This is a genomic window from Streptomyces bicolor, from assembly GCF_000719285.1.
GTDB lineage: Bacteria > Actinomycetota > Actinomycetes > Streptomycetales > Streptomycetaceae > Streptomyces > Streptomyces bicolor.
In genome coordinates, this window is sequence record NZ_JOFS01000048.1 from 1 (window position 1) to 21,160 (window position 21,160).

19 protein-coding genes and 1 riboswitch are annotated in these 21,160 nt (G+C 70.2%); of the genes, 12 read left to right on the forward strand and 7 right to left on the reverse strand.

Going from position 1 to position 21,160, the window contains the following annotated elements; all coding sequences use genetic code 11:
• Nucleotides 1-240: 240 nt before the first annotated feature.
• Nucleotides 241-1,107, forward strand: coding sequence for a sigma-70 family RNA polymerase sigma factor (locus tag IF78_RS0138805; protein ID WP_031478937.1), 867 nt, complete (start codon nt 241-243; stop codon nt 1,105-1,107).
• A 51-nt stretch (nt 1,108-1,158) separates the two neighbouring features.
• Here the strand turns inward: IF78_RS0138805 and IF78_RS0138810 are convergent, their stop codons facing one another.
• Entirely contained in the window at nt 1,159-1,644 is a 486-nt protein-coding gene (locus IF78_RS0138810) for a GNAT family N-acetyltransferase (RefSeq protein ID WP_031478935.1), read from the reverse strand.
• Between the two features lie 101 nt (nt 1,645-1,745).
• Nucleotides 1,746-2,348 carry a flavin reductase family protein gene (locus tag IF78_RS0138815; protein WP_078662758.1) on the reverse strand — a complete coding sequence of 201 codons (603 nt, stop codon included), beginning with the start codon at nt 2,346-2,348 and terminating at the stop codon, nt 1,746-1,748.
• A gap of 324 nt (nt 2,349-2,672) precedes the next feature.
• Here IF78_RS0138815 and cdgB point away from each other — a divergent pair, with 324 nt between their 5' ends.
• Together cdgB and IF78_RS0138825 are read left to right on the forward strand one after the other, a co-directional pair.
• Nucleotides 2,673-4,334, forward strand: a complete 1,662-nt coding sequence (cdgB, locus tag IF78_RS0138820) for a diguanylate cyclase CdgB (RefSeq protein ID WP_031478931.1) — start codon at nt 2,673-2,675, stop codon at nt 4,332-4,334.
• A 118-nt stretch (nt 4,335-4,452) separates the two neighbouring features.
• A complete protein-coding gene (locus IF78_RS0138825; protein WP_031478929.1) occupies nt 4,453-5,415 on the forward strand; it encodes a CBM35 domain-containing protein in 963 nt (320 codons plus the stop codon).
• Between the two features lie 3 nt (nt 5,416-5,418).
• On the opposite strand, the gene IF78_RS0138830 is transcribed toward IF78_RS0138825, so the two are convergent.
• The 3 genes from IF78_RS0138830 to IF78_RS0138840 form a co-directional block, all read right to left on the reverse strand.
• On the reverse strand, nt 5,419-6,348 hold the full coding sequence (locus IF78_RS0138830; protein ID WP_031478927.1) for a 1-phosphofructokinase family hexose kinase: 930 nt from the start codon (nt 6,346-6,348) through the stop codon (nt 5,419-5,421).
• A gap of 140 nt (nt 6,349-6,488) precedes the next feature.
• A complete protein-coding gene (nagA, locus tag IF78_RS0138835) occupies nt 6,489-7,724 on the reverse strand; it encodes an N-acetylglucosamine-6-phosphate deacetylase (RefSeq protein ID WP_078662759.1) in 1,236 nt (411 codons plus the stop codon).
• The gene (locus IF78_RS0138840; RefSeq protein WP_031478923.1) at nt 7,724-8,668 is read right to left on the reverse strand and encodes an ROK family protein; all 945 of its coding nucleotides are present in this window, start codon (nt 8,666-8,668) and stop codon (nt 7,724-7,726) included. The genes nagA and IF78_RS0138840 overlap by 1 nt, the downstream gene beginning before the upstream one ends.
• A 120-nt stretch (nt 8,669-8,788) precedes the next feature.
• Between IF78_RS0138840 and IF78_RS0138845 the strand changes: the two genes are divergently transcribed.
• From IF78_RS0138845 to otsB, 3 genes are read left to right on the forward strand one after another with little or no spacing between them, the layout of a single operon-like run.
• Nucleotides 8,789-10,078 (forward strand): extracellular solute-binding protein, encoded by a 1,290-nt coding sequence (locus tag IF78_RS0138845; protein WP_051828542.1) that lies wholly within the window; start codon nt 8,789-8,791, stop codon nt 10,076-10,078.
• Nucleotides 10,079-10,115: 37 nt separating this feature from the next.
• The gene (locus tag IF78_RS0138850) at nt 10,116-10,361 is read left to right on the forward strand and encodes a DUF3263 domain-containing protein (RefSeq protein WP_031478919.1); all 246 of its coding nucleotides are present in this window, start codon (nt 10,116-10,118) and stop codon (nt 10,359-10,361) included.
• Between the two features lie 40 nt (nt 10,362-10,401).
• On the forward strand, nt 10,402-11,307 hold the full coding sequence (gene otsB / locus IF78_RS0138855) for a trehalose-phosphatase (RefSeq protein WP_051828544.1): 906 nt from the start codon (nt 10,402-10,404) through the stop codon (nt 11,305-11,307).
• 261 nt (nt 11,308-11,568) lie between these two features.
• On the opposite strand, the gene IF78_RS0138860 is transcribed toward otsB, so the two are convergent.
• Nucleotides 11,569-13,074 (reverse strand): alpha,alpha-trehalose-phosphate synthase (UDP-forming), encoded by a 1,506-nt coding sequence (locus tag IF78_RS0138860; protein WP_031478915.1) that lies wholly within the window; start codon nt 13,072-13,074, stop codon nt 11,569-11,571.
• An 83-nt stretch (nt 13,075-13,157) separates the two neighbouring features.
• Nucleotides 13,158-14,102, reverse strand: coding sequence for a glucosyl-3-phosphoglycerate synthase (locus IF78_RS0138865; protein WP_031478913.1), 945 nt, complete (start codon nt 14,100-14,102; stop codon nt 13,158-13,160).
• Between the two features lie 160 nt (nt 14,103-14,262).
• A riboswitch (SAM riboswitch) is annotated at nt 14,263-14,438 on the forward strand.
• A gap of 18 nt (nt 14,439-14,456) precedes the next feature.
• On the opposite strand from IF78_RS0138865, the gene thrC reads away from it, so the two are divergent.
• The 6 genes from thrC to IF78_RS0138895 all read left to right on the forward strand — a co-directional run bounded on the left by thrC (nt 14,457) and on the right by IF78_RS0138895 (nt 21,112).
• Nucleotides 14,457-15,740 carry a threonine synthase gene (gene thrC / locus IF78_RS0138870; protein WP_031478911.1) on the forward strand — a complete coding sequence of 428 codons (1,284 nt, stop codon included), beginning with the start codon at nt 14,457-14,459 and terminating at the stop codon, nt 15,738-15,740.
• A 109-nt stretch (nt 15,741-15,849) separates the two neighbouring features.
• Nucleotides 15,850-16,125 (forward strand): MoaD/ThiS family protein, encoded by a 276-nt coding sequence (locus tag IF78_RS0138875; protein ID WP_031478909.1) that lies wholly within the window; start codon nt 15,850-15,852, stop codon nt 16,123-16,125.
• Between the two features lie 468 nt (nt 16,126-16,593).
• On the forward strand, nt 16,594-16,800 hold the full coding sequence (locus tag IF78_RS0138880) for a cold-shock protein (RefSeq protein WP_019057200.1): 207 nt from the start codon (nt 16,594-16,596) through the stop codon (nt 16,798-16,800).
• A gap of 421 nt (nt 16,801-17,221) precedes the next feature.
• Nucleotides 17,222-18,844, forward strand: coding sequence for a chaperonin GroEL (gene groL / locus IF78_RS0138885; RefSeq protein WP_031478905.1), 1,623 nt, complete (start codon nt 17,222-17,224; stop codon nt 18,842-18,844).
• A 251-nt stretch (nt 18,845-19,095) separates the two neighbouring features.
• Nucleotides 19,096-20,223 carry an NADH:flavin oxidoreductase gene (locus IF78_RS0138890; RefSeq protein WP_031478904.1) on the forward strand — a complete coding sequence of 376 codons (1,128 nt, stop codon included), beginning with the start codon at nt 19,096-19,098 and terminating at the stop codon, nt 20,221-20,223.
• A 28-nt stretch (nt 20,224-20,251) separates the two neighbouring features.
• Nucleotides 20,252-21,112, forward strand: a complete 861-nt coding sequence (locus IF78_RS0138895) for a metallophosphoesterase family protein (protein ID WP_031478901.1) — start codon at nt 20,252-20,254, stop codon at nt 21,110-21,112.
• Nucleotides 21,113-21,160: the final 48 nt, after the last annotated feature.

Here is a 21,160-nt window from a genome sequence, read left to right on the forward strand (position 1 = left end):
CCCCCATCGAGGGCGCTCCGGCGCCTTGCGATCGCACGCACCAGACGCCGCCGGGCCCGCCCTTCGGGCGGACGACGGGAATTTGACGACAGGACCTAGGCACTGCCGTTTGGATCATCCCGGCGTCACCGGGCCTGACGCGCCCGGCGAGCCGCGTCTGTCACATCTCCGCTCCGCGATCCGTCAAGTCAGCGACGGCCACATGACCACGGGCCCGCGACGAGAGGCTGTGACGGACCGATGAGCGACACCGACTTCCTTGCCCGGCGTTTCGAGGCGCACCGCGGTCATCTGCGTGCCGTGGCGCACCGCATGCTCGGTTCGGCCGCGGAGGCCGAGGACGCGGTGCAGGAGGCATGGTTCCGGGTGAGCCGCTCCGACACCACCCGGGTGGACAACCTCGGCGGCTGGCTGACGACCGTCGTCGGCCGGGTCTGCCTGGACATGCTCCGCTCCCGCAGGTCCCGCGCGGAGGAGCCCCTGGACGCCACGGCACCCCCGCCCACCGCGCCCACCGCCTCCGCGACCGTGCCCGACCCCGAGCAGGACGCCCTCCTCGCCGACTCGGTCGGCGCCGCCCTGCTCGTCGTACTGGACACCCTGACCCCTGCCGAGCGGCTGGCGTTCGTGCTGCACGACCTGTTCGGGGTGTCGTACGGCGAGGTGGCGGCCGTCGTGGACCGTACGCCGACCGCCGCGCGGCAGCTCGCCAGCCGGGCCCGGCGCCGGGTGCAGGGCGTCGACGCGTCCGAGGCCGTCCGGGCCGGGCAGTGCAGGCAGCGGGAGGTCGTCGACGCCTTCCTCGCCGCCGCGCGGGAGGGGGACTTCGAGGGGCTCCTCGACGTCCTCGACCCGGACGTCGTCGCGCGCACCGAGGTCGGGGTGACCACGGGCGCGGCGGCGGTGGCGCGGGGCGCGGCGACGTTCGGGCCCCTCGCCGGGGTGGCGCGGCCCGCGCTCGTCGACGGCGTGCCGGGGGGCGTGGTGTTCGCCGAGGGCCGGGTGGAACGGGCACTCAGGTTTGCGTTCGTACGGGATCGGATCGCCGTGATCGACATCGTGACGGACCCCGCGCGGGTGGCCCGGCTCGACATCAGGACGGTCTAGGGCGGCCGGTGCGTCCGGCTGGTTCGGTGCGACCGGTCCGGCCCCGTCGCTTCAGCCCGGCAGGTCCAGCTCCAGCACCCCCACCGTCTCCCCCTCGCTGGTCTCGCCGTCGGTGCGGAAGCCGAGGCCGAGGTAGAAGTTCTCGGGGCCGTTCGGGCCGGGGTGCCAGGTGACGTACAGCCGGCTGCCGCCCCGGCGGCGGATCTCCGTGGCGACGGACTCGACCGCGAACCGGCCGTATCCCCGGCCCTGTTCGTCGGCGGCGATGTTCAGGCGCCACAGCCCCGAGCGGAACAGGGTGCCGTCGCCGCGCCAGTCGATGTCGAAGAAGGCCATCAGGAAGCCGACCGGGCGGTCGCCGTCGACGATCAGGCGGGGCCAGGCGACGCCGGCCGGATGGACGTATGCCTCGGCCAGTGACTGCATCACGGGGGAGACCGCGAATTCCTGGTCGGGGCGGACCCGTATGGCGGTGGCGGCCTCGAAGTTCGCGGGTGTGATTTCCTCGAGGCGGAGTGCTGAAGTGGTCGACGTCATCCCGGCACGGTATGCCGGATGATCATTTGCCCGCCATGGAATTGTCTGTCGGCCCGGTCCGTCGAGTTCATACCGACCGTTGAGTTCTCCCAACCGCCGATTCATCCCAACTGCCGGTAACGGCCCCGGAAATACGTCAGCGGTCCGCCCTCCGCGCTCGGCAGTGAGGCCGACAGGACGCGGCCGATCACCAGGGTGTGGTCGCCGGCCGTCACGCGTTGCTCGGTGCGGCACTCCAGGGTGGCCAGGGCGCCGCCCACCAGAGGAGCGCCGGACTCCTTGCCGCGGACGTAGGGGATGTCGGCGAACAGCAGACGGTCGCTGACGCGGCCCTTCATGGCGAAGCGGCCGGCGATGTGGCGCTGACTCTCGGAGAGCACCGAGACCGCCCACAGGGGCTGTTCGGCGAGCAGGTCGTCCATGCGGGAACCCTCGCGCAGGCTGACCAGCACCAGCGGCGGGTCCAGGGACACCGACATGAACGCGGTCGCCGTCATGCCGACGTCCTCGCCGGCCGGGGCGTGCGGGTCGTCGGGGTCCAGCGGTGGCTCCAGCGCTGTCACCAGGACCACCCCCGCGGCCAGTCGCGACATGGCGGCCCGGAACTCGTCGTTGCTCACTCCCTCAGCATGCCCGGAGCCGCTCCGGGAGGCGGGGAGGACGGCGGTCACGGGCGGCGCGGGGGGAAGGGAAGTGTTCGGCACGCCGAAGACGCTAATGTCACACCCGCGCTCCGCACATCGGCCCTCCGCCCGAGAACGGACCTAGGACCGCGGACGGACAGCGGACCTTTCGCCGGCATCTCCACGGGCGCACAAAGTTTGCGTTCAGTAAACGCACAGGAAAAACGCAGAAACACCGCTCAATTGTTCACGTTTACCTGTGACTTGAGTCACAAGGGCCATTAATTGTTGACCCTGTGTACCGAGTGGGCAGCGCGCTGTGATTCAGTGGCTGGGAACTAGCAAGGGACGTTACGCCGAAGTAGAACCCTTGATTCGCTGCGAGGTCTCGGGGGGAGGGCGAGCATGGAGACCGAGTCGGAGCCGTATGTCCGTCTTGCGACCCTGCGACAACTGCACCAGGTCATGGCTGACATGAACACGGCCCGCAGCCTGGCGGACACACTGCAGACCGTCGCCGACGGTGTCGTCACCGGCCTCGGCTACGAGCTCGCGTGCGTCAACCTCGTGCGCCCCGACGGCGACCTCGTCGTCGCCGCCTTCGCCGGCAACCCCGCCGCCGAGGCCCTCATCACCGGCCGCGTCGGCTCCCGTGAGTCGTGGGAGCGCCGGCTGAGCATGGGCGAGCACTGGGGCGACCTGGTCTTCATCCCGCACACCGAGGGCTGGATCCTCGACGACGACGACGTCCCGCAGTGGTACACCGACGGCCCCGCGCCCCGCTTCGAGGACGAGTGGCATCCGTCGGACCGCCTGTTCGCGCCGATGTACACGCCCGGCGTGCAGGGCGGCGCCTGCGGCGAGCTGATCGGCGTCCTGTCCGTGGACCGGCCGCGCAACGGACGGCTGCCGGGCGCGTGGGGGCGCGAGGCGCTCCAGATGTACGCGTTCCAGGCCGCCATCGCCATCAGCAACGCACGTCTACGCGCGAATATGCAGCGGGCACTGGTCAGGCTGGAGCGCGACCAGCAGGCCCTGCGCGCCAGCGAGGAAAGCTTCAGGCAGGCCTTCGAGTACGCCCCCTCCGGCATGGCCATCGCCGAGATGGGCGGCGACCAGCACGGCCGGATCCTGCGCACCAACGACGCCCTGTGCCGCCTCCTCGGCCGCCCCGCCTCGGCGATGCGCCGCTACTCCTTCTCCGACCTCGTCCACCCCGAGGACATCGGCACGCTGCTGCGGACGTCCGCCGAGGGCGGCCGCGCGGAGCTCCGGCTGGGCCGCCGCGACGGGACGTACGTCTGGGTGTCGTTGCGCAACAGCGTCGTCGCCGACGCCGCCGACGGTCCCCGCTTCCTGCTCACCCACGTCGAGGACATCGAGGACCGCAAGCGCCGCGAGCTCCAGCTCGCCCACCGCGCCTCGCACGACTCCCTCACCGGCCTGCCGAACTCCGCCGAGCTGCGCTCCCGCCTCGCCTCCCGGCTGTGCGAGCGGCCCACCCACGCGGGTGCCCTGGAGTCCACGGACGCCGCCTACGGTCACCCGGCCGTGTACGACGCCAACGGCCACGGCTTCGACTTCCGGCCGGGCGCGGCGGCGTTCGACGGCTACGACCACCACGTCCACACGGTCGCGCCGGACGAGCGGGAGGGGCGCGACGACGGGACGAAGGGGCTCGCGGTGCTCTTCTGCGACCTCGACGGCTTCAAGTCGATCAACGACCGGTTCGGGCACAACGCGGGTGACGCGGTTCTCATCGAGGTCGCCAGGCGCCTCTCCCGCGGGGTCCGCGACGGCGACACCGTCGCCCGGCTCGGCGGCGACGAGTTCGTGATCCTCGCCGACGGACTCGGCCGGGCCGACGCCCAGGACCTCGCCGTACGTCTGCGCAACGAGATCATCCAGCCGATCCGGGCCGAGGGACGGGCGGTCCGCGTGGGCGCCAGCTTCGGCATCGGGTGGGCACACTGCGGCATGACTGCGGACGAAGTGTTGAAGTCCGCTGACGAGCGGATGTACGTAGAGAAACGATCTCGTCCCAAACAGCACAGACGCGCCGGGTAACGCCCAGGTCAGCGAGCTGATGCGATCCGGGTCACCCGTTTGAGGCAGCAGGAGCGGGTAGGCTCGCCATTCTTCAGACCTATCGCATCCGCCCGCACCTGGTGAGGAGTACCAAGGGATGACGTCCGGCAACAACGGCGCCAGCACGCCCGAGGACGACGACCCGTTCGGCTACCTCTACGCCGACGGGCAGGCCAACGGCGCCCAGCCGCCGTCCGGTGGCGGAGGCTACGGCTACCCGGGCTCGGTCAACCGCGTGCGCGCGGTCGGGCAGCGCCAGTACGGCCAGCAGCAGGCGACGGCGCCCCACGGCCAGGTACCGCAGCAGCAGGGTGCGTACGGCCAGCCGAACGCGCACTACGCGGCTCCGGAGACGTTTCCCGGCGGTGCCCCCACGGCCCAGCAGCAGCCGGCGTACAGCGGCGGCAGCGGGTCGGGTGCGGGGCGTGGCGGGGGCCCCAACACCAAGGGACTGCTGATCGGGGCCGTCGCGGTCGTCGCGGCGGTCGTCATAGGCATCAGCGTGGCCATGATGAGCGGCAACGACGACGACAAGGACAAAGGCAACGAGGCCCAGTCGACGCCGACGCAGTCCCAGCAGAGCACCGCGCCCAGCCCGTCGAACAGCAACAGCGCTGCCGCCGAGGACGACCTGCCGACGATCGACGCCAAGGCCCTCGCGCTCGGCGGCGGTGCCACCACCGCGTCCGACATCAAGGGCGCCAAGGCGGACGGCGGCGTCTATGTGACCGGCTTCAACGCGGTCGGCTCCTCGGTCACCTGGACGGTCAACGGCATCCCCAAGTCCGGCAAGTACACCGTCTACGTCGGCTACAGCGTCCCGGGCAAGGACCAGAACGCCACCCTTGCGGTCAACGGCACGCCGGCCAGTACCCCGGTCGACCTGAAGAACTGGGCTCACGGCCCCGAGGGTGACTACGAGAAGGGCTGGACGAAGACCTACAACTGGATCCAGCTCAACAAGGGGACCAACACGATCAAGGTGTCCTGCGAGCAGGGCAACCAGTGTGACGCCCTCATCGACCAGATGTGGCTGGTCAAGGGCTGGGTCAAGTCGTAGCCATCAGGCGGCGGTGACCTCGGCGGTCACCGCTACTTGCCCCAGCAGCTCGTCGTAAGCGCCCCGGTCGAACTCCCCGGCCACGGGCGCCGCGACGCTCGCCGCGCTCAGCGCCGCCGCGCGGGCCAGCCGGTCCGGCCACGGCAGCCGTTCCACCAAGCCCGACAGCAGACCCGCGACCGCCGCGTCGCCCGCGCCCGTCGGGTTGCCGCGGAGCCGGGTGGGCGGGGTGGCGCGCCAGCGGCCCTCAGGGGCCAGGGCGAGCAGGCCGTCCTCGCCGAGGGAGGCCACCACCGCTCGGGCGCCCCGTCGGCGCGCGTCCTGTGTCGCGCGGGACGGCTCGTGGGAGCCGGTCAGTTCGGCCAGTTCCTCGGCGTTGGGCTTGATGATGTCCGGCCGGGCGGCGACACCCCGGCGCAGCGCCTCTCCGCTGGTGTCCAGCAGTACGGGCACGTCGGCGGCCTTCGCTGCCCGCACGAGACCGGCGTACGCACCCACCGGAACCCCGGGCGGCAGGCTGCCGCACAGAGCCACCGCGGACACCGACGCGAGCAGATCCACGTACGCCTCCTGGAAGGCGGACCACTCGGCGGCGCTGATCGTCGGGCCGGGTTCGTTGAGCTGGGTCGTGTCGCCGGTGTGCTCGTCGACGACGGCGATGGTGCGCCGGGTCGCTCCGCTGACCGGGACCAGCGCGTCCACCACGCCCGGTGTGTCGGTGAGCCGGTCCTGGACCGTGCGTCCCGTGGCACCGCCCGCGAAGCCCGTGACCGTCACCTCGTGGCCGAGGGCCGCCAGCACCCGGGCCACGTTCAGGCCCTTGCCGCCGGGGCGTTCGGTCACCTCGGAGACGCGGTGGGACGCGTGGGGCCGTAGCGCGCCGACCCGGTAGGTGATGTCGAGAGCGGTGTTCAGCGTGACCGTGAGGATCACCTGGGCCGACCTCCCCCGAAGTTCGGAATGTGTTCGCCGTCTGTCTGCCGGACGCTCCGCCCGGAGGCCTTGATCATGCCAAACGGGCGGCGGCCGTCCCAGTCTCGCAGGACAACCACCGCCCCCAACAGCCGGACACATCACCCCAGTTGCGGCTCAACCACCCATTCGCCCCGGCGCATCACGCCCTTGAGGTCGAAGTCGGCGTCCAGGATCACCAGGTCGGCGTCCTTACCGGGCTCCAGGGAGCCGATGCGGTCGTAGCGGCCGAGCAGCTTGGCGGGGTTGGCGGACAGGGCCGCCACGGCGTCCTCGACGGGCAGCCGGTCGATGGTCACCGCCCGCTTGAAGGCGCGGTCGAGGGTGAGGGTGGACCCGGCGATCGAGCCGCCCTCGACCAGGCGGGCCACACCGTCGGCGACCTCGACCTCCAGCGGGCCGAGCATGTAACGCCCGTCGCCGAAGCCGGCCGCGTCCATCGCGTCCGTGATGAACGCGACCCGGTCCGCGCCCGCGTGATGGAACGCCAGCTGCAGGGAGGCCGGGTGCAGGTGGGTGCCGTCGTTGATCAGCTCGACCGTGATGCGCTCGTCCTCCAGCAGGGCCGCGATCGGGCCCGGCTGGCGGTGGCCGAGCGGCGGCATCGCGTTGAAGAGGTGGGTGGCCACCGTCGCGCCCGCCTCGATCGCCTCCACCGTCTCCTCGTACGTCGCGTCCGTGTGCCCGATCGCCGCGATGACGCCGTGATCGGCCAGGAGGCGAACGGAGTCGATGCCGCCCGGCAGTTCGGTGGCGAGGGTGACCATCGTCGCGTGACCGCGCGCCGCGTCGATCAGCTTGCGGACCTCCGCCGGGTCCGGGTCGCGCAGCAGCTCCTCGGAGTGCGCGCCCTTGCGGCACGGGGAGATGAACGGGCCCTCGAAGTGGATGCCGGCGATGTCGCCCTGCTCGGCGAGCTCGGAGAGGAGGCCGGCCCGCTGGGTCAGGAAGTCCATGTCGCCGGTGACGGTGGAGGCGACGAGGGTGGTGGTGCCGTGCAGGCGGTGGGTGTGGATGCCGGTGACTACGTCGTTTGGCGTGCCCGAAGTGAACGAGGCCCCACCGCCGCCGTGGTTGTGGATGTCCACGAAACCGGGGACCAAGTAGTGGCCGGTGAGCTCGATGCGGTGGGCGTTCTCCGGGGCTGTGCCGGTGATCTGGGTGCCGTCGATGACCACTTCGCCGTCTTTGAGGGTTCCTGTGGGCATGACCACGTTGGCGCCGGACAGGACGAGGGGCACCTGGCTCGTCGCGGGCTGCGAGTGCGTTGTGGCTGGTCGCGCCCCGCGGCGGAGCCGCATATTGGCGCTGTCCCGCGCCCCTGGGTCGGCTGCCATTAGGGGGTTACCTCCGTACGGTCGGTGTTGTCGAGGAGATCCCAGGCGAGGAGGCCGGCGCCCAGGCACCCTGCCGTGTCGCCCAGGGCCGCGGGGACTATGGACGGCAGCTTCTGGAAAGTCACCCGCTGCCGGACCGCGTCCCGCAGGGGTGTGAACAACGTTTCCCCCGCCTCCGCCAGGCCGCCACCGATGATCAGTGTGCGTGGGTCCAGCAGGGTGAGGGCGGTGACCAGGCCGTCGGCCAGGGCGTTCACGGCCTCCTGCCAGATTCGTACGGCGTTCGGGTCGCCGGACGCGACGGCCTTGGCGCAGTCGGCGGCGTCCGCCTCGGGGTCACCGCAGGCGGCGGCCCATGCCTCGCTCACCGCCGCGGCGGAGGCGAACCGCTCCAGGCAGCCGCGCTGTCCGCACGGACAGGGGGTACCCCCGGGCCGTACGACGATGTGGCCGATCTCGCCGGCGAAGCCGTGCGCGCCCGCCTCCACCCGGCCGTCGATGCCGATGGCGCCGGCGATGCCGGTGCCGAGCGGGACGAAGAGGAAGCGGTCGGCGCCCCGGCCCGCGCCGATCCGGCCCTCGGCGAGACCGCCGGTGCGTACGTCGTGGCCGAGGGCGACGGGGGCGCCGCCGAGCCGTTCGGTGAGCAGCTCGCGCAGGGGCACGTCGCGCCAGCCCAGGTTGGCGGCGTAGGCGGCGATGCCCTGCTCCTCGTCGACGATGCCGGGGACGGCGACGCCGACGGCGGCCGCGGGCTCGCCGAAGTGCCGTTCGCCGTACGCGCGCAGCTCGACGGCGAAGTCGAGGATGCCCTCGACGACCGCGTCCGGCCCGCGCTCGCGGCCGGTCGGGCGGCGGGCCTGGTGGAGCAGGGCGCCGCTCGCCCCGGCCAGGGCGGCCTTCATCCCGGTGCCGCCCACATCGAGGGCGATGACATGTCTCACGGGGACAGTGTGTCTTGCGCACCCGCGAGAGGTCTAGTCCACTTACGTGGTGTAGACCTTACGGAGGCAATATGTATGACGTTTCGAAAGTTTTCGAACGTGGGTGTGAGGCGGTTTTGCGTGCAGCGGCGTAGGCGTACGGGACGTACGGGGCGTACCGGAACGATCGCGGCGGTGTCCGCGCTGGGCCTGACAGCGGTTCTCGGTGGCTGCGGGGTGACCGGTGGCTCGGACGAGGTGACGCTGAAGCTGGTCGCCGCGGACTACGGGGACAGCCCGGCGAACAGCTCCCAGAAGTACTGGGACAAGCTCGTCAAGGCCTACGAGGCCGAGCACCCCGGCGTCTCGATCGACGTCACGGTGTACTCCTGGAACGACGTCGACGCCAAGGTCAAGGCGATGGTCGACGCCGGGGAGGCGCCGGACATGGCGCAGATCGGCGCGTACGCCGACTACGCCGCCAAGGATCTCCTCTACCCGGCCGACGACCTGCTCTCCATCCCCGTCCAGGCCGACCTCGTCTCCCAGCTCGCGGATGCGGGGCAGGTGGACAGCGTGCAGTACGGCATCCCCTTCGCCTCCTCCACGCGCCTGCTCTTCTACAACAAGACCCTCTTCGAGAAGGCCGGTCTCAACCCGCCGACCACCTGGAAGGAACTGGCCGCCGACGCCGCGGCGCTCAAGGCGGAGGGCGTGAAGTACCCGTACGCGCTGCCGCTCGGTCCCGAGGAGGCGCAGGCCGAGACGATGCAGTGGCTCCTCAGCGGCGGGGGCGGCTACACCGACACCGACCTCGGCACGTACAGCATCGACTCCACGGAGAACGTCGCCACCTTCGACTGGCTCAAGAACAACCTGGTCGGCAAGGGGCTCACGGGTCCGGTGGCGCCCGGCGAGCTCAACCGGGCCGACGCGTTCGCCGCCTTCGCGGCCGGGGACGTCGGCATGCTCAACGGCCATCCCTCGCTGATGCAGATGGCCGAGAAGAAGGGCGTGAAGTTCGGCATGGTGCCGATGCCCGGTGTCGAGGGGCCCACCAAGATGTCCATGGGTGTGGCCGACTGGATGATGGCCTTCAAGCAGAACGGGCATGCCGAGCAGGTGGGCGAGTTCCTCAACTTCGTCTACGACGAGCAGAATGTCCTGGACTTCTCCCGGGAGTACGACCTGCTTCCCGTCACCAACTCCGCGTCCACGGTGATGACCGCGGCCAAGGAGGACGCCGATCTCAAGCCGTTCCTGGAGGAACTCCCGCTCTCCGAGCTCTACCCGGTCGGCCGGACCTCCTGGGCCGCGGTCAGCGCCGAGATCAAGAAGCAGATCGGCACGACGGTCACGTCCGGCAGCAGCCCGTCGCTGATCCTGGGGCAACTGCAGTCGACGGCGACGCGGGCGGAGAGCGCGGAGTAGTCGCCGGTTGTCAGTGGTGGGGGCTACGGTGCGGCACATGAACCAGGACCGGCCCGAGCAGGCCCTCGCCGACCGCGAGCGGAACATCCTCGCCCTGGAGCGCCGGGGCTTTCCGGGCCCCGGCGCCAAGGAACGCGCGATACGCGAGGAACTCGGCCTGGCCCCCGTCCGCTACTACCAGCTCCTGAACGCCCTGCTGGACGACCCGCGGGCCCTGGCCCACGATCCGGTGACGGTGAACCGGCTGCGGCGGGTACGGGAGGCGCGGCGGGCGGAGAGATGAGGGAGGGGTACGCCGGGTGCTCCCTGGATAGGGTCGGCGTATGGGCAGTCACAAGGATCGTCTGAAGGATCTGACCGGCTCGGACTCGGCCAACCGGGACTCGACCAGTTCCGTGGACCCCCTGCCGGAACCCTCGACCCAGCCCGGCCGCGACGGGCTGGCCGCCATCCTCGCCCGTCCCGCGCGGGCGCTGGTCGCGCTCGACTTCGACGGGACGCTCGCGCCGATCGTGCCGGACCCGGAGAAGGCCCGGGCCCATCCCGACGCCTTGCCGGCGCTCGCCGCGCTCGCCCCGCAGGTCGCCGCCGTCGCGGTGATCACCGGGCGCCCGGCCGACGTCGCCGTGCGGTACGGCGGTTTCGCCGGGGTCCCGGGGCTGGAGCACCTCGTCGTGCTCGGGCACTACGGCGCCGAGCGCTGGGACGCCGTCAGCGGTGAGGTCACCGCGCCCGACCCCCACCCCGGCGTCGCCACCGTCCGTGCCGAACTGCCGGGCGTCCTCGATGCAAGCGGTGCCGGACAGGGCACCTGGATCGAGGACAAGGGGCACGCCCTCGCCGTGCACACACGCCGCGCGGCCGACCCGCAGGGCACCTTCGACGCCCTGCGCGAACCCCTCACCGACCTCGCCACCCGCAACGGCCTCATCGTCGAGCCGGGCCGCATGGTCCTCGAACTGCGCCCCCCCGGCATGGACAAGGGCGTGGCGCTGACCGAGTACGCCCGCACCCTCGGCGCCGAATCCGTCCTCTACGCCGGCGACGACCTCGGCGACCTCCCCGCCTACGCCGCCATCGACAAACTCCGCTCCGACGGCACCCCCGGCCTCCTGGTCTGCAGCGGCAGCGAGGAGGTCACCGAGCTGTCGGAGCGGGCGGACGTCGTGGTCGACGGGCCGGAGGGGGTCGTACGGCTGCTGCGGGCGATCGCGGATCGGGCGAGCTGACGCACCGATCGGCGGCACGGGCGGGCCGACGCGGCCACCCGTGGCACGGGGCGGGTGACGCAGCCACCCCTGGCTCGGGCGGGCTGACACAGCCCCCCTGGCTCGCGCGGGCTGACCGGCACTCTGTTGGGCCCACCGTGCTCAGGCGGGCTGACCGGGCTCCGTCAGGTTGCCGGCCGGTTGGGCTCAACCGTGCTCACCGGCCGTCCCCGGCTGGCGGGCCTCAGCTGGGCCGGTCGCGCTCAGGCGGGTCCACCGTGCTCAGGCGGGCCGGCCCTCCGCCCCCTCCTCAAGCGCGTGCAGCTGGTCCAGGAACCACTGGGCCGGCGGAAGGGCGGTCGCTGCCGCTGCCAGTCGCTTCGAGCGTTCCGCCCGTTCCTCCGGCCGCATCGTCAGCGCCGCGTGCAGCGCCCGCGCGGTGCCCATCACGTCGTACGGGTTCACTGCGATCGCGTCCTCGCGCAACTCCTCGAAGGCCCCGGCCTCCCGCGACAGCACCAGCACGCACCCCTCGTCGGAGACGACCGGCACCTCCTTCGCGACCAGGTTCATGCCGTCCCGGATGGGGTTGACCAGCGCCACGTCCGCCAGCCGGTACGCCGCCAGCGACCGTGCGAAGTCGTCCTTGACGTGGAGCACGACCGGGGTCCAACCCGGCGTCCCGTAGCGGGAGTTGATCTCCTCCGCCAGCCGCTGCACCTCCGCCGTGTACTCCCGGTAGACCGCCAGGTCCTGCCGCGAGGGGTACGCGAACGCCACGTGCACCACCCGCTCGCGCCACTCGGGGTGGTCGTCGAGCAGTTGCCGGTACGCCAGCAGGCCGCGCACGATGTTCTTGGACAGCTCGGTGCGGTCGACCCGCACGATCGTCCTGCGGGCCGTGCCGTCCGGGGCCGAGCCGATCTCGTCCCGCAGTGCCGCCATGCGCTCGGCCACGTCGGCCTCGTGCGACCTGGCCCGCAGGAACTCCGCGTCCGCTCCCAGCCCGTGCACGCCGATCCAGGTCTTGCGCAGGGGCGGACGCCCGGTCGGGGTGTGCTCGATCCAGCGCGGCTTGCTCGGGACCGGGACCATCGGGACGATCCGCTCGCCGTCCACGGCGCCCGCGCAGTTCATGAAGGCGTACGCCCACCGCCAGGTCAGGAATCCGAGCCGGTCCGCGCCGAGCATCCCCCACACCAGCTGCGCGCGGATGTCGTCCGGCAGCATCCGGAAGTACTCCGGCGGCGCCCACGGCGTGTGCGAGAAGTGGCCGATCCGGACGTCCGGCCGCAGCTCCCGGAGCATGCCCGGCACCAGGCACAGGTGATAGTCCTGCACCAGCACCGCCGCTCCCGGCGCCGCCCGCTCGGCCAGCGCTTGCGCGAACGCGCGGTTGTACGTCTCGTACGACGCCCACCGGCGCCGGAACTCCGCGTCGAAGACCGGCTCCAGCGGCGTCTGGTAGAGCATGTGGTGGACGAACCAGAGGACCGAGTTCGCGATGCCGTTGTAGGCCTCGGAGTGCACCTCCGCCGGGATGTCCAGCATCAGCACGCCGTCCTCGCCGACCCCGCGCCGCACCGCCTCGCGGTCCCCGTCGGACAGTGCCGAGCACACCCACAGGGCACCCGCGTCCGGCCCGATCGCCGACAGCCCGGAGACGACTCCGCCGCCGCCCCTCCTCGAGTGCAGCGAGCCGTCCTCGCGCACCTCGTACGAGACCGGGCCGCGGTTCGACGCGACCAGCACCCTGGCAGCACCCTGCGCATCCTGCGTGGAAGCCATACGCCTCAACCTAGCCCGGCCCGGAACCGCTCAAACGTGCGGTTCACCTCTCTGGCAGGGGCCGTATACGACCTTCGGAATCTTCAGGCCACCTTGCGGGAGGCGTACTCCGCGATCTCCACCATCGGCGGCCGCTCCTCGGTGTCCACGGAGTACGTACGCGGCTCGAACCCGTCCTCGCCCCGCTCGAACTGGGTGAGGGAGGGGCGGACGAGGTGACCGCGGGCGAGCCTGAGCTGTGCGGTGCGGTAGATGGCGGCCGACATCCGGCCGAGCGCCTGCCCGTCCTGGTGCCGGTGCTTGCGGACGCCCACGTCCACCTGGGCCAGCGCGTCCAGGCCCACCAGGTGCAGCGCGTCGATCAGCATGCCCAGCTCGACGCCGTACCCGACGGGGAACGGAAGCTGTTCCAGCAGGCTGCGGCGGGCCGCGTACTCGCCGCCGAGCGGCTGCACGAACCCGGCCAGCTGCGGCCAGTGCATGTTCAGCAGCGGGCGGGCCATGAGTTCGGTGACGCGTCCGCCCTGGCCGGCAGCGCCGCCGAGGGGGCGGTCGTACATGCCCTTGACCAGGTCGATCCCGGGGTCGGTGAGCAGCGGGCCGACGATGCCGGAGACGAAGTCCGAGGAGAACTCCTTCAGGTCGGCGTCGATGAAACAGACGATGTCCCCGCTCGTGACGAGCAGGGAGCGCCACAGGACCTCGCCCTTGCCGGGCACGGTCGGGACGCGTGGGAGGATCTCGTCCCGGTGCACCACGGTCGCGCCCGCGGCGGCGGCCACCTCGGAGGTGCGGTCGGTGGATCCCGAGTCGACGACGACGATCTCGTCGACCAGCGGAACCTGGTGCATGAGGTCATGACGGATGATCGCGACGATGTCGCCGACCGTCTCCTCCTCGTTGAGCGCGGGCAGCACGACGGAGACCGACTGACCCGTACGCTGTTTGGCGGCCAGGAGCTGGTGCGGCGGGCGATCGGTCACGGACCAGGAGCGGGTGCTCAGCCAGCGCTCGACTTCTTCCAGCACAGTCTGCGGCTCCTCACTGTTCGTGATCACATCTGCTAACCGTGTGATCCATCTCGCGGTTCGGACGACTATCTCAACTGTCCTGGCCTTCGGTTACAGTCTTGAACAACGCGGATGACCATCGCATGTCCGGGGTCAACCGTTGTTAACAACCACATACAGCTCATCCAGAGGGGCAGAGGGAAACGGCCCGATGAAGCCCCGGCAACCCTCCAGCCGGTCTCGTAGATCAGTGTTGATCGTCGTCGATCACAGTTGATCGTCTCCGCGAGGCTCCCGGCTAGGGAAGGTGCCAAATCCGTCTCACGGCGAGATGCGTCGTGAGGAAGATGAGGAGAAAGGGCCTCGCCTCACATGGCTGTGCAGACTGTTGCAAGCACCACCGACTCCACCGTAGACCTCGGTCCCGCCGCGGCGCTGTCCTGCCGCGAGTGCGGTCACCGGGTACCTCTCGGACCGGTCTTCGCGTGCGGGGAGTGTTTCGGCCCGCTGGAGATCGCTTACGACTTCTCGGCCTACGACACCGAGGAGCTCCGCAAGCGGATCGAGGCGGGACCCGCGAACATCTGGCGTTACGCCCCCCTGCTGCCCGTCCCCGCCGACGTGGCCACGAAGCCGAACATCAACCCGGGCTGGACCAAGCTCGTCAAGGCCGACAACCTCGCCCGCGAGCTGGGCGTCACCGGCGGTCTGTATGTGAAGGACGACTCCGGCAACCCGACGCACTCCTTCAAGGACCGCGTCGTCGCCCAGGCCCTGGAGGCCGCCCGCGCCTTCGGCTTCACCACCCTCTCCTGCTCCTCCACCGGCAACCTGGCCGGCGCGGTGGGCGCCGCGGCCGCCCGCGCCGGCTTCCGCTCCTGCGTCTTCATCCCGCACGACCTGGAGCAGGGCAAGGTCGTCATGGCCGCGGTCTACGGCGGCGAGCTCGTCGGCATCGAGGGCAACTACGACGACGTGAACCGTTTCTGCTCCGAGCTGATCGGCGATCCGGCCGGCGAGGGCTGGGGCTTCGTCAACGTCAACCTGCGGCCGTACTACGCCGAGGGCTCCAAGACGCTGGCGTACGAGATCTGCGAACAGCTCGGCTGGCAGCTCCCGGACCAGCTGGTCGTCCCGATCGCGTCGGGTTCGCAGCTCACGAAGATCGACAAGGGTCTGCAGGAGCTGATCAAGCTCGGGCTCGTCGAGGACAAGCCGTACAAGATCTTCGGCGCGCAGGCCGAGGGGTGCTCGCCGGTGTCCACGGCGTTCAAGGCCGGCCACGACGTCGTACGCCCCCAGAAGCCGAACACCATCGCCAAGTCGCTGGCGATCGGCAACCCGGCGGATGGTCCGTACGTGCTCGATATCGCGCGGCGCACGGGCGGTTTCGTGGAGGATGTGACGGACGAGCAGGTCGTGGACGCGATCAAGATCCTGGCCAGGACCGAGGGCATCTTCGCGGAGACCGCCGGTGGTGTGACGGTGGGTGTCACGAAGAAGCTCATCGAGGACGGGGTCCTCGACCCGACCAAGACGACTGTCGTCCTCAACACCGGCGATGGGCTCAAGACGCTTGACGCGGTGGCCGGTACGGGGCTGACTGCGACCATTCGTCCCAACCTGGACTCGTTCCGCGAGGCCGGGCTCGCATAGTCGTTTGTCTGCGGGCCGGTGGGGGCTGCTCGCGCCCACGCGGCGGTAGCCGCACATTCAACACAGCCCCGCGCCCCTAGGCCCGTTTACCTGACCGGAGGTTCCAATCGTGAGCGTCACCGTCCGCATCCCCACCATCCTGCGCACCTACACCGGCGGGCAGGCCGAGGTCGCCGCCGAAGGCGCCAACCTCGCCGAGGTCATCGCCGACCTGGAGAAGAACCACACCGGGATCGCCGCCCGGGTTCTCGACGACCAGGGCAAGCTGCGGCGGTTCGTCAACGTGTACGTCAATGACGACGACGTTCGTTTTGAACAGGGGTTGGAGACGGCGACGCCGGACGGTGCGGGTGTCTCCATCATTCCGGCCGTCGCCGGTGGCTGACACTGACCGACTCTGACCGAATGACCGATCATTACCATCGGTAACAGCGGTCACTAAGGGTTCATCGAATTGCCCCCTCCGTGAGAGAAGCGGAGGGGGCAATTCTGTGTGGTTGAGCGAGGTACAGTTGGGGAACGCGTCGCCGATCCACGGGTCGGCAGCCTTGATAAGCCTTTGATTTCTGCCGCAAGCCCGACAAGAAGTAGCCAAAGTGTGCGGGTTTCTTGCGGCTTTTGTTCCTTTTGTCAGGTCCGACTTGACCTGAAGTCAGGGGAATTGTCCCCACATTCCCGACCGGTCGTGCCCGGATTTCTCGTCCGATTGACCTGTTGCAGACGGCAGTTGGGCAGATACATTCAGCCGCGGTCGACGCGTTCCGGCGCACGCCCCCGACCGATGGGGGGTGAGGTCTGACCCGGATCCGCGAAGTGTGGATCTGTGCAAGGGCCAGTAATAGGGGAGTTAGGCATGGCTCAGGGCACCGTCAAGTGGTTCAACGCGGAGAAGGGGTACGGCTTCATCGCGGTCGACGGTGGTGCGGATGTTTTCGTCCACTACAGCGCGATCCAGATGGACGGCTACCGCACCCTGGAGGAAGGTCAGCGGGTCGATTTCGAGATCTCGCAGGGCCAGAAGGGGCCGCAGGCGGACATGGTCCGTCTGGCGACCAGCTGAAGCACGCGTCGACTAACAGCAGCGACGTTCTTCTTCGAAGGACCCGCACCCCCCGGGGTGCGGGTCCTTCGCCATCTCCAGGGCCTGGACGAGAGCTGTCCGGCCCCTGTCCGACCGCTGCCCGGCCCCTGTTCGCGCCGGGCCGAGCACCCCGCCCGATCCCCGAGAGCCGCTTGCCCCCGCCCGTCACCCGACCACCACCCCTCAACGAGCGCTCGCTTCGCGAGCGCGCCTTGCACTCTCATGGGTCGAGTGCTAATCATTGCGTTAGCACTCTGAAGGTGAGAGTGACAAAGAAGGACCGGGTCGGTGAGGCCCGCAGGCCGGGTGGGGCAAGGAACCACAAGGCAGGCGAGCCGTCCGTCGCGGGCGCGGGCGCGGTCCGAAGGAATCACCCCCAGTCCTGGAGGGACCACTTCACATGGCCAAGATCATCGCGTTCGACGAGGAGGCGCGGCGCGGCCTCGAGCGCGGCATGAACCAGCTCGCGGACGCCGTGAAGGTGACGCTCGGCCCCAAGGGTCGCAACGTCGTCCTCGAGAAGAAGTGGGGCGCCCCCACGATCACCAACGATGGTGTCTCCATCGCCAAGGAGATCGAGCTCGAGGACCCTTACGAGAAGATCGGCGCCGAGCTGGTCAAGGAAGTCGCCAAGAAGACGGACGACGTCGCCGGTGACGGTACGACCACCGCGACCGTGCTCGCCCAGGCCCTGGTCAAGGAAGGCCTGCGCAACGTAGCCGCCGGCGCCAACCCGATGGCTCTCAAGCGCGGTATCGAGAAGGCCGTCGAGGCCGTCTCCGCCGCCCTGCTCGAGCAGGCCAAGGACGTCGAGACCAAGGAGCAGATCGCCTCCACCGCCTCGATCTCCGCCGCCGACACCCAGATCGGTGAGCTCATCGCCGAGGCGATGGACAAGGTCGGCAAGGAAGGCGTCATCACCGTCGAGGAGTCCCAGACCTTCGGTCTGGAGCTGGAGCTCACCGAGGGTATGCGCTTCGACAAGGGCTACATCTCGGCCTACTTCGCCACCGACATGGAGCGTATGGAGGCCGTCCTCGACGACCCGTACATCCTGATCGCCAACTCCAAGATCTCCGCGGTCAAGGACCTGCTCCCGCTCCTCGAGAAGGTCATGCAGTCGGGCAAGCCGCTGCTGATCATCGCCGAGGACGTCGAGGGCGAGGCCCTGTCGACCCTGGTCGTCAACAAGATCCGCGGCACCTTCAAGTCCGTCGCCGTCAAGGCCCCGGGCTTCGGTGACCGCCGCAAGGCCATGCTCAACGACATCGCCATCCTCACCGGCGGCGAGGTCATCTCCGAGGAGGTCGGTCTCAAGCTCGAGAACACCTCCCTGGACCTCCTGGGCAAGGCCCGCAAGGTCGTCATCACCAAGGACGAGACCACCATCGTCGACGGTGCCGGCTCCTCGGAGCAGGTCGCGGGTCGCGTGAACCAGATCCGCGCCGAGATCGAGAACAGCGACTCGGACTACGACCGCGAGAAGCTGCAGGAGCGCCTGGCGAAGCTCGCCGGTGGCGTCGCCGTCATCAAGGCCGGTGCCGCGACCGAGGTCGAGCTCAAGGAGCGCAAGCACCGCATCGAGGACGCCGTGCGCAACGCCAAGGCGGCCGTCGAGGAGGGCATCGTCGCCGGTGGTGGCGTGGCCCTGCTGCAGGCCTCCGGAGTCTTCGAGAAGCTGGAGCTCGAGGGTGACGAGGCCACCGGTGCCGCCGCCGTCAAGCTGGCGCTCGAGGCCCCGCTGAAGCAGATCGCCGTCAACGCCGGCCTCGAGGGCGGCGTCGTGGTGGAGAAGGTCCGCAACCTCACCCCGGGTCACGGCCTGAACGCCGCGACCGGTGAGTACGTCGACCTGGTCGCCGAGGGCATCATCGACCCGGCGAAGGTGACGCGTTCCGCGCTGCAGAACGCCGCGTCGATCGCCGCGCTGTTCCTCACCACCGAGGCCGTTATCGCCGACAAGCCGGAGAAGGCCGCCGCGCCCGCCGGCGGCGGTATGCCGGGCGGTGACATGGACTTCTGATCGGCGTCGGGGGCTTCGGCCTCCGGTTGATCAACGTCCTTACCGAGGGCGGTACCTCCTGTTGCGACAGGGGGTGCCGCCCTCGGTGCGTTGGCGGGTGCGGGCCGGTGGGGGTCGGTCGCCCCCACGCACCCGCAGCCGCCTGCGATCGGGAATGTGCCGTAGCGCATAGGCGGTTGCTTAAGTAGATGCAAGAATGCGCGCGCACATACCAACCGGTTAGCAGCGCCATCTCCCAAGGAGCCCTCCACGTGACCGTCACCGAGTCCGCCGCCTCCCGCGCGGCCCAGATTCTGTCCCGGCCGACCACGATCAACGGCCTCACCGTCCCCAACCGCATCGTGATGGCGCCGATGACCCGCATGTTCTCCCCGGGCGGCGTCCCCGGCGAGGACGTGGTGTCGTACTACTCCCGTCGCGCCGCCGCGGGCGTCGGCCTGATCGTCACCGAGGGCACCTACGTCGGCCACGATTCCGCCGGGCAGAGCAGCCGGGTCCCGCGGTTCCACGGTGAGGAGCAGCTGGCGGGCTGGGCGAAGGTGGCCGAGGCGGTGCACGCGGCGGGCGGCACGATCGTCCCGCAGCTGTGGCACATCGGCATGGTGCGCAAGCAGGGCCAGCCGCCGTTCGCCGACGCCCCCGCCGTCGGCCCCTCCGGTCTGCGCATCGGCGAGACCGTGACCACCGGCAAGGCGATGACCCGGCAGGACCTGGACGACGTCATCGGCGCGTTCGCGGAGGCCGCCGCGGCCGCCGAGCGCATCGGCTTCGACGGCGTGGAACTCCACGGCGCCCACGGCTACCTGCTCGACCAGTTCCTGTGGGAGGGCACCAACCGCCGTACCGACGCGTACGGCGGTGACCCGGTCGCCCGTACGAAGTTCGCGGCGGAGATCGTGGCCGCCGTACGCGAGAAGGTCTCGCCCGACTTCCCCGTCATCTTCCGCTACTCGCAGTGGAAGCAGGAGGCCTACGACGCCCGGCTCGCCGAGACCCCGGAGGAGCTGGAGGCCATCCTCACCCCCCTTGCCGCGGCCGGCGTCGACGCCTTCCACGCCTCCACCCGCCGCTACTGGCTCCCGGAGTTCGACGGCTCCGACCTCAACCTGGCCGGCTGGACGAAGAAGATCACCGGCAAGCCCACCATCACCGTCGGCTCGGTCGGCCTCGACGGCGACTTCATCGGCGCCTTCATGGGCGAGGGCTCCACGGTCAAGGGCATCGACGACCTCCTGGACCGCCTCGAAGCCGAGGAGTTCGACTTCGTCGCCGTCGGCCGGGCGCTGCTCCAGGATCCGGAGTGGGCGGCGAAGGTCCTGGCCGGCCGCTTCGACGAGCTGGCGCCGTACGACGCGGCCTCGCTGAAGACCCTGAGCTGAGCCCCAACTCGCGGCTAATGTCGGAGAGATGAGAATCCTTCATCTCTCCGACACTCATCTCGAACGCACCGACACACCCAATAAGTACGGCGTCAACGCCACCGATTCGCTGCGGCTGATGCTCGCCGAACTGCGCCATCTCCGGGACGTGGGCGCGGTCGTCGTCACCGGGGACATCGCCGACGACGGGGCCGTGGAGGCGTACACGGCCGTACGGGATCTGGTGGGCGAGTTCGCCCGGCGGCTTGGGGCACCGGTGTTCTACACGACCGGCAACCACGACGAGCGGGACGCCTTCGGCAAGGTGCTGGGCAGCGGGCACCCTGAGCCGGTGCTGGTGCTGGAGTCCGAGGCGTCGGAGCGGGCCGCGGTGAGCACGGTCGGGGGCCTGCGGTTGGTGACGCTGGACTCGCTGGTGCCGGGGAAGGTGTACGGCGAGCTGGGCGCGCGCCAACTGCAGTGGCTGAAGGGGGTGTTGAGCACCCCGGCCGAGCGCGGGACCGTCCTCGCCTTCCATCACCCGCCGATCAGCCTCGACATCTCGGCGACCCAGCCGTTCTTCGGATTGCGGAACCCGGGCGAGCTGGGGGAGGTGATCCGGGGCAGTGACGTACGGGTCGTGCTGACCGGGCACTACCACCTCCAGCTCTGCGGGCTGCTGGAGTCGGTGCCGGTGTGGGTCACGCCGGGCGTGGTCAACCGCATCGACCTGACGGCCGCGCCCGGAACGGAGCGAGCCGTGCGCGGGGCGTCGGCCTCGCTGGTGGAGCTGGACGGGGCGGCGGGGCCGATGTTCCACACCTTCCATGCGTGCGACCCCCGGGCCCACGAGACGGTGTACGAGCTGGGCGAGGAACAGGTGGCGGCGTTTGTGGAGCGGGAGGCGTGACCTGCGTCGCTTGAGTAAGTCAATCAACTGACTTAAAGTTGCCCCGTG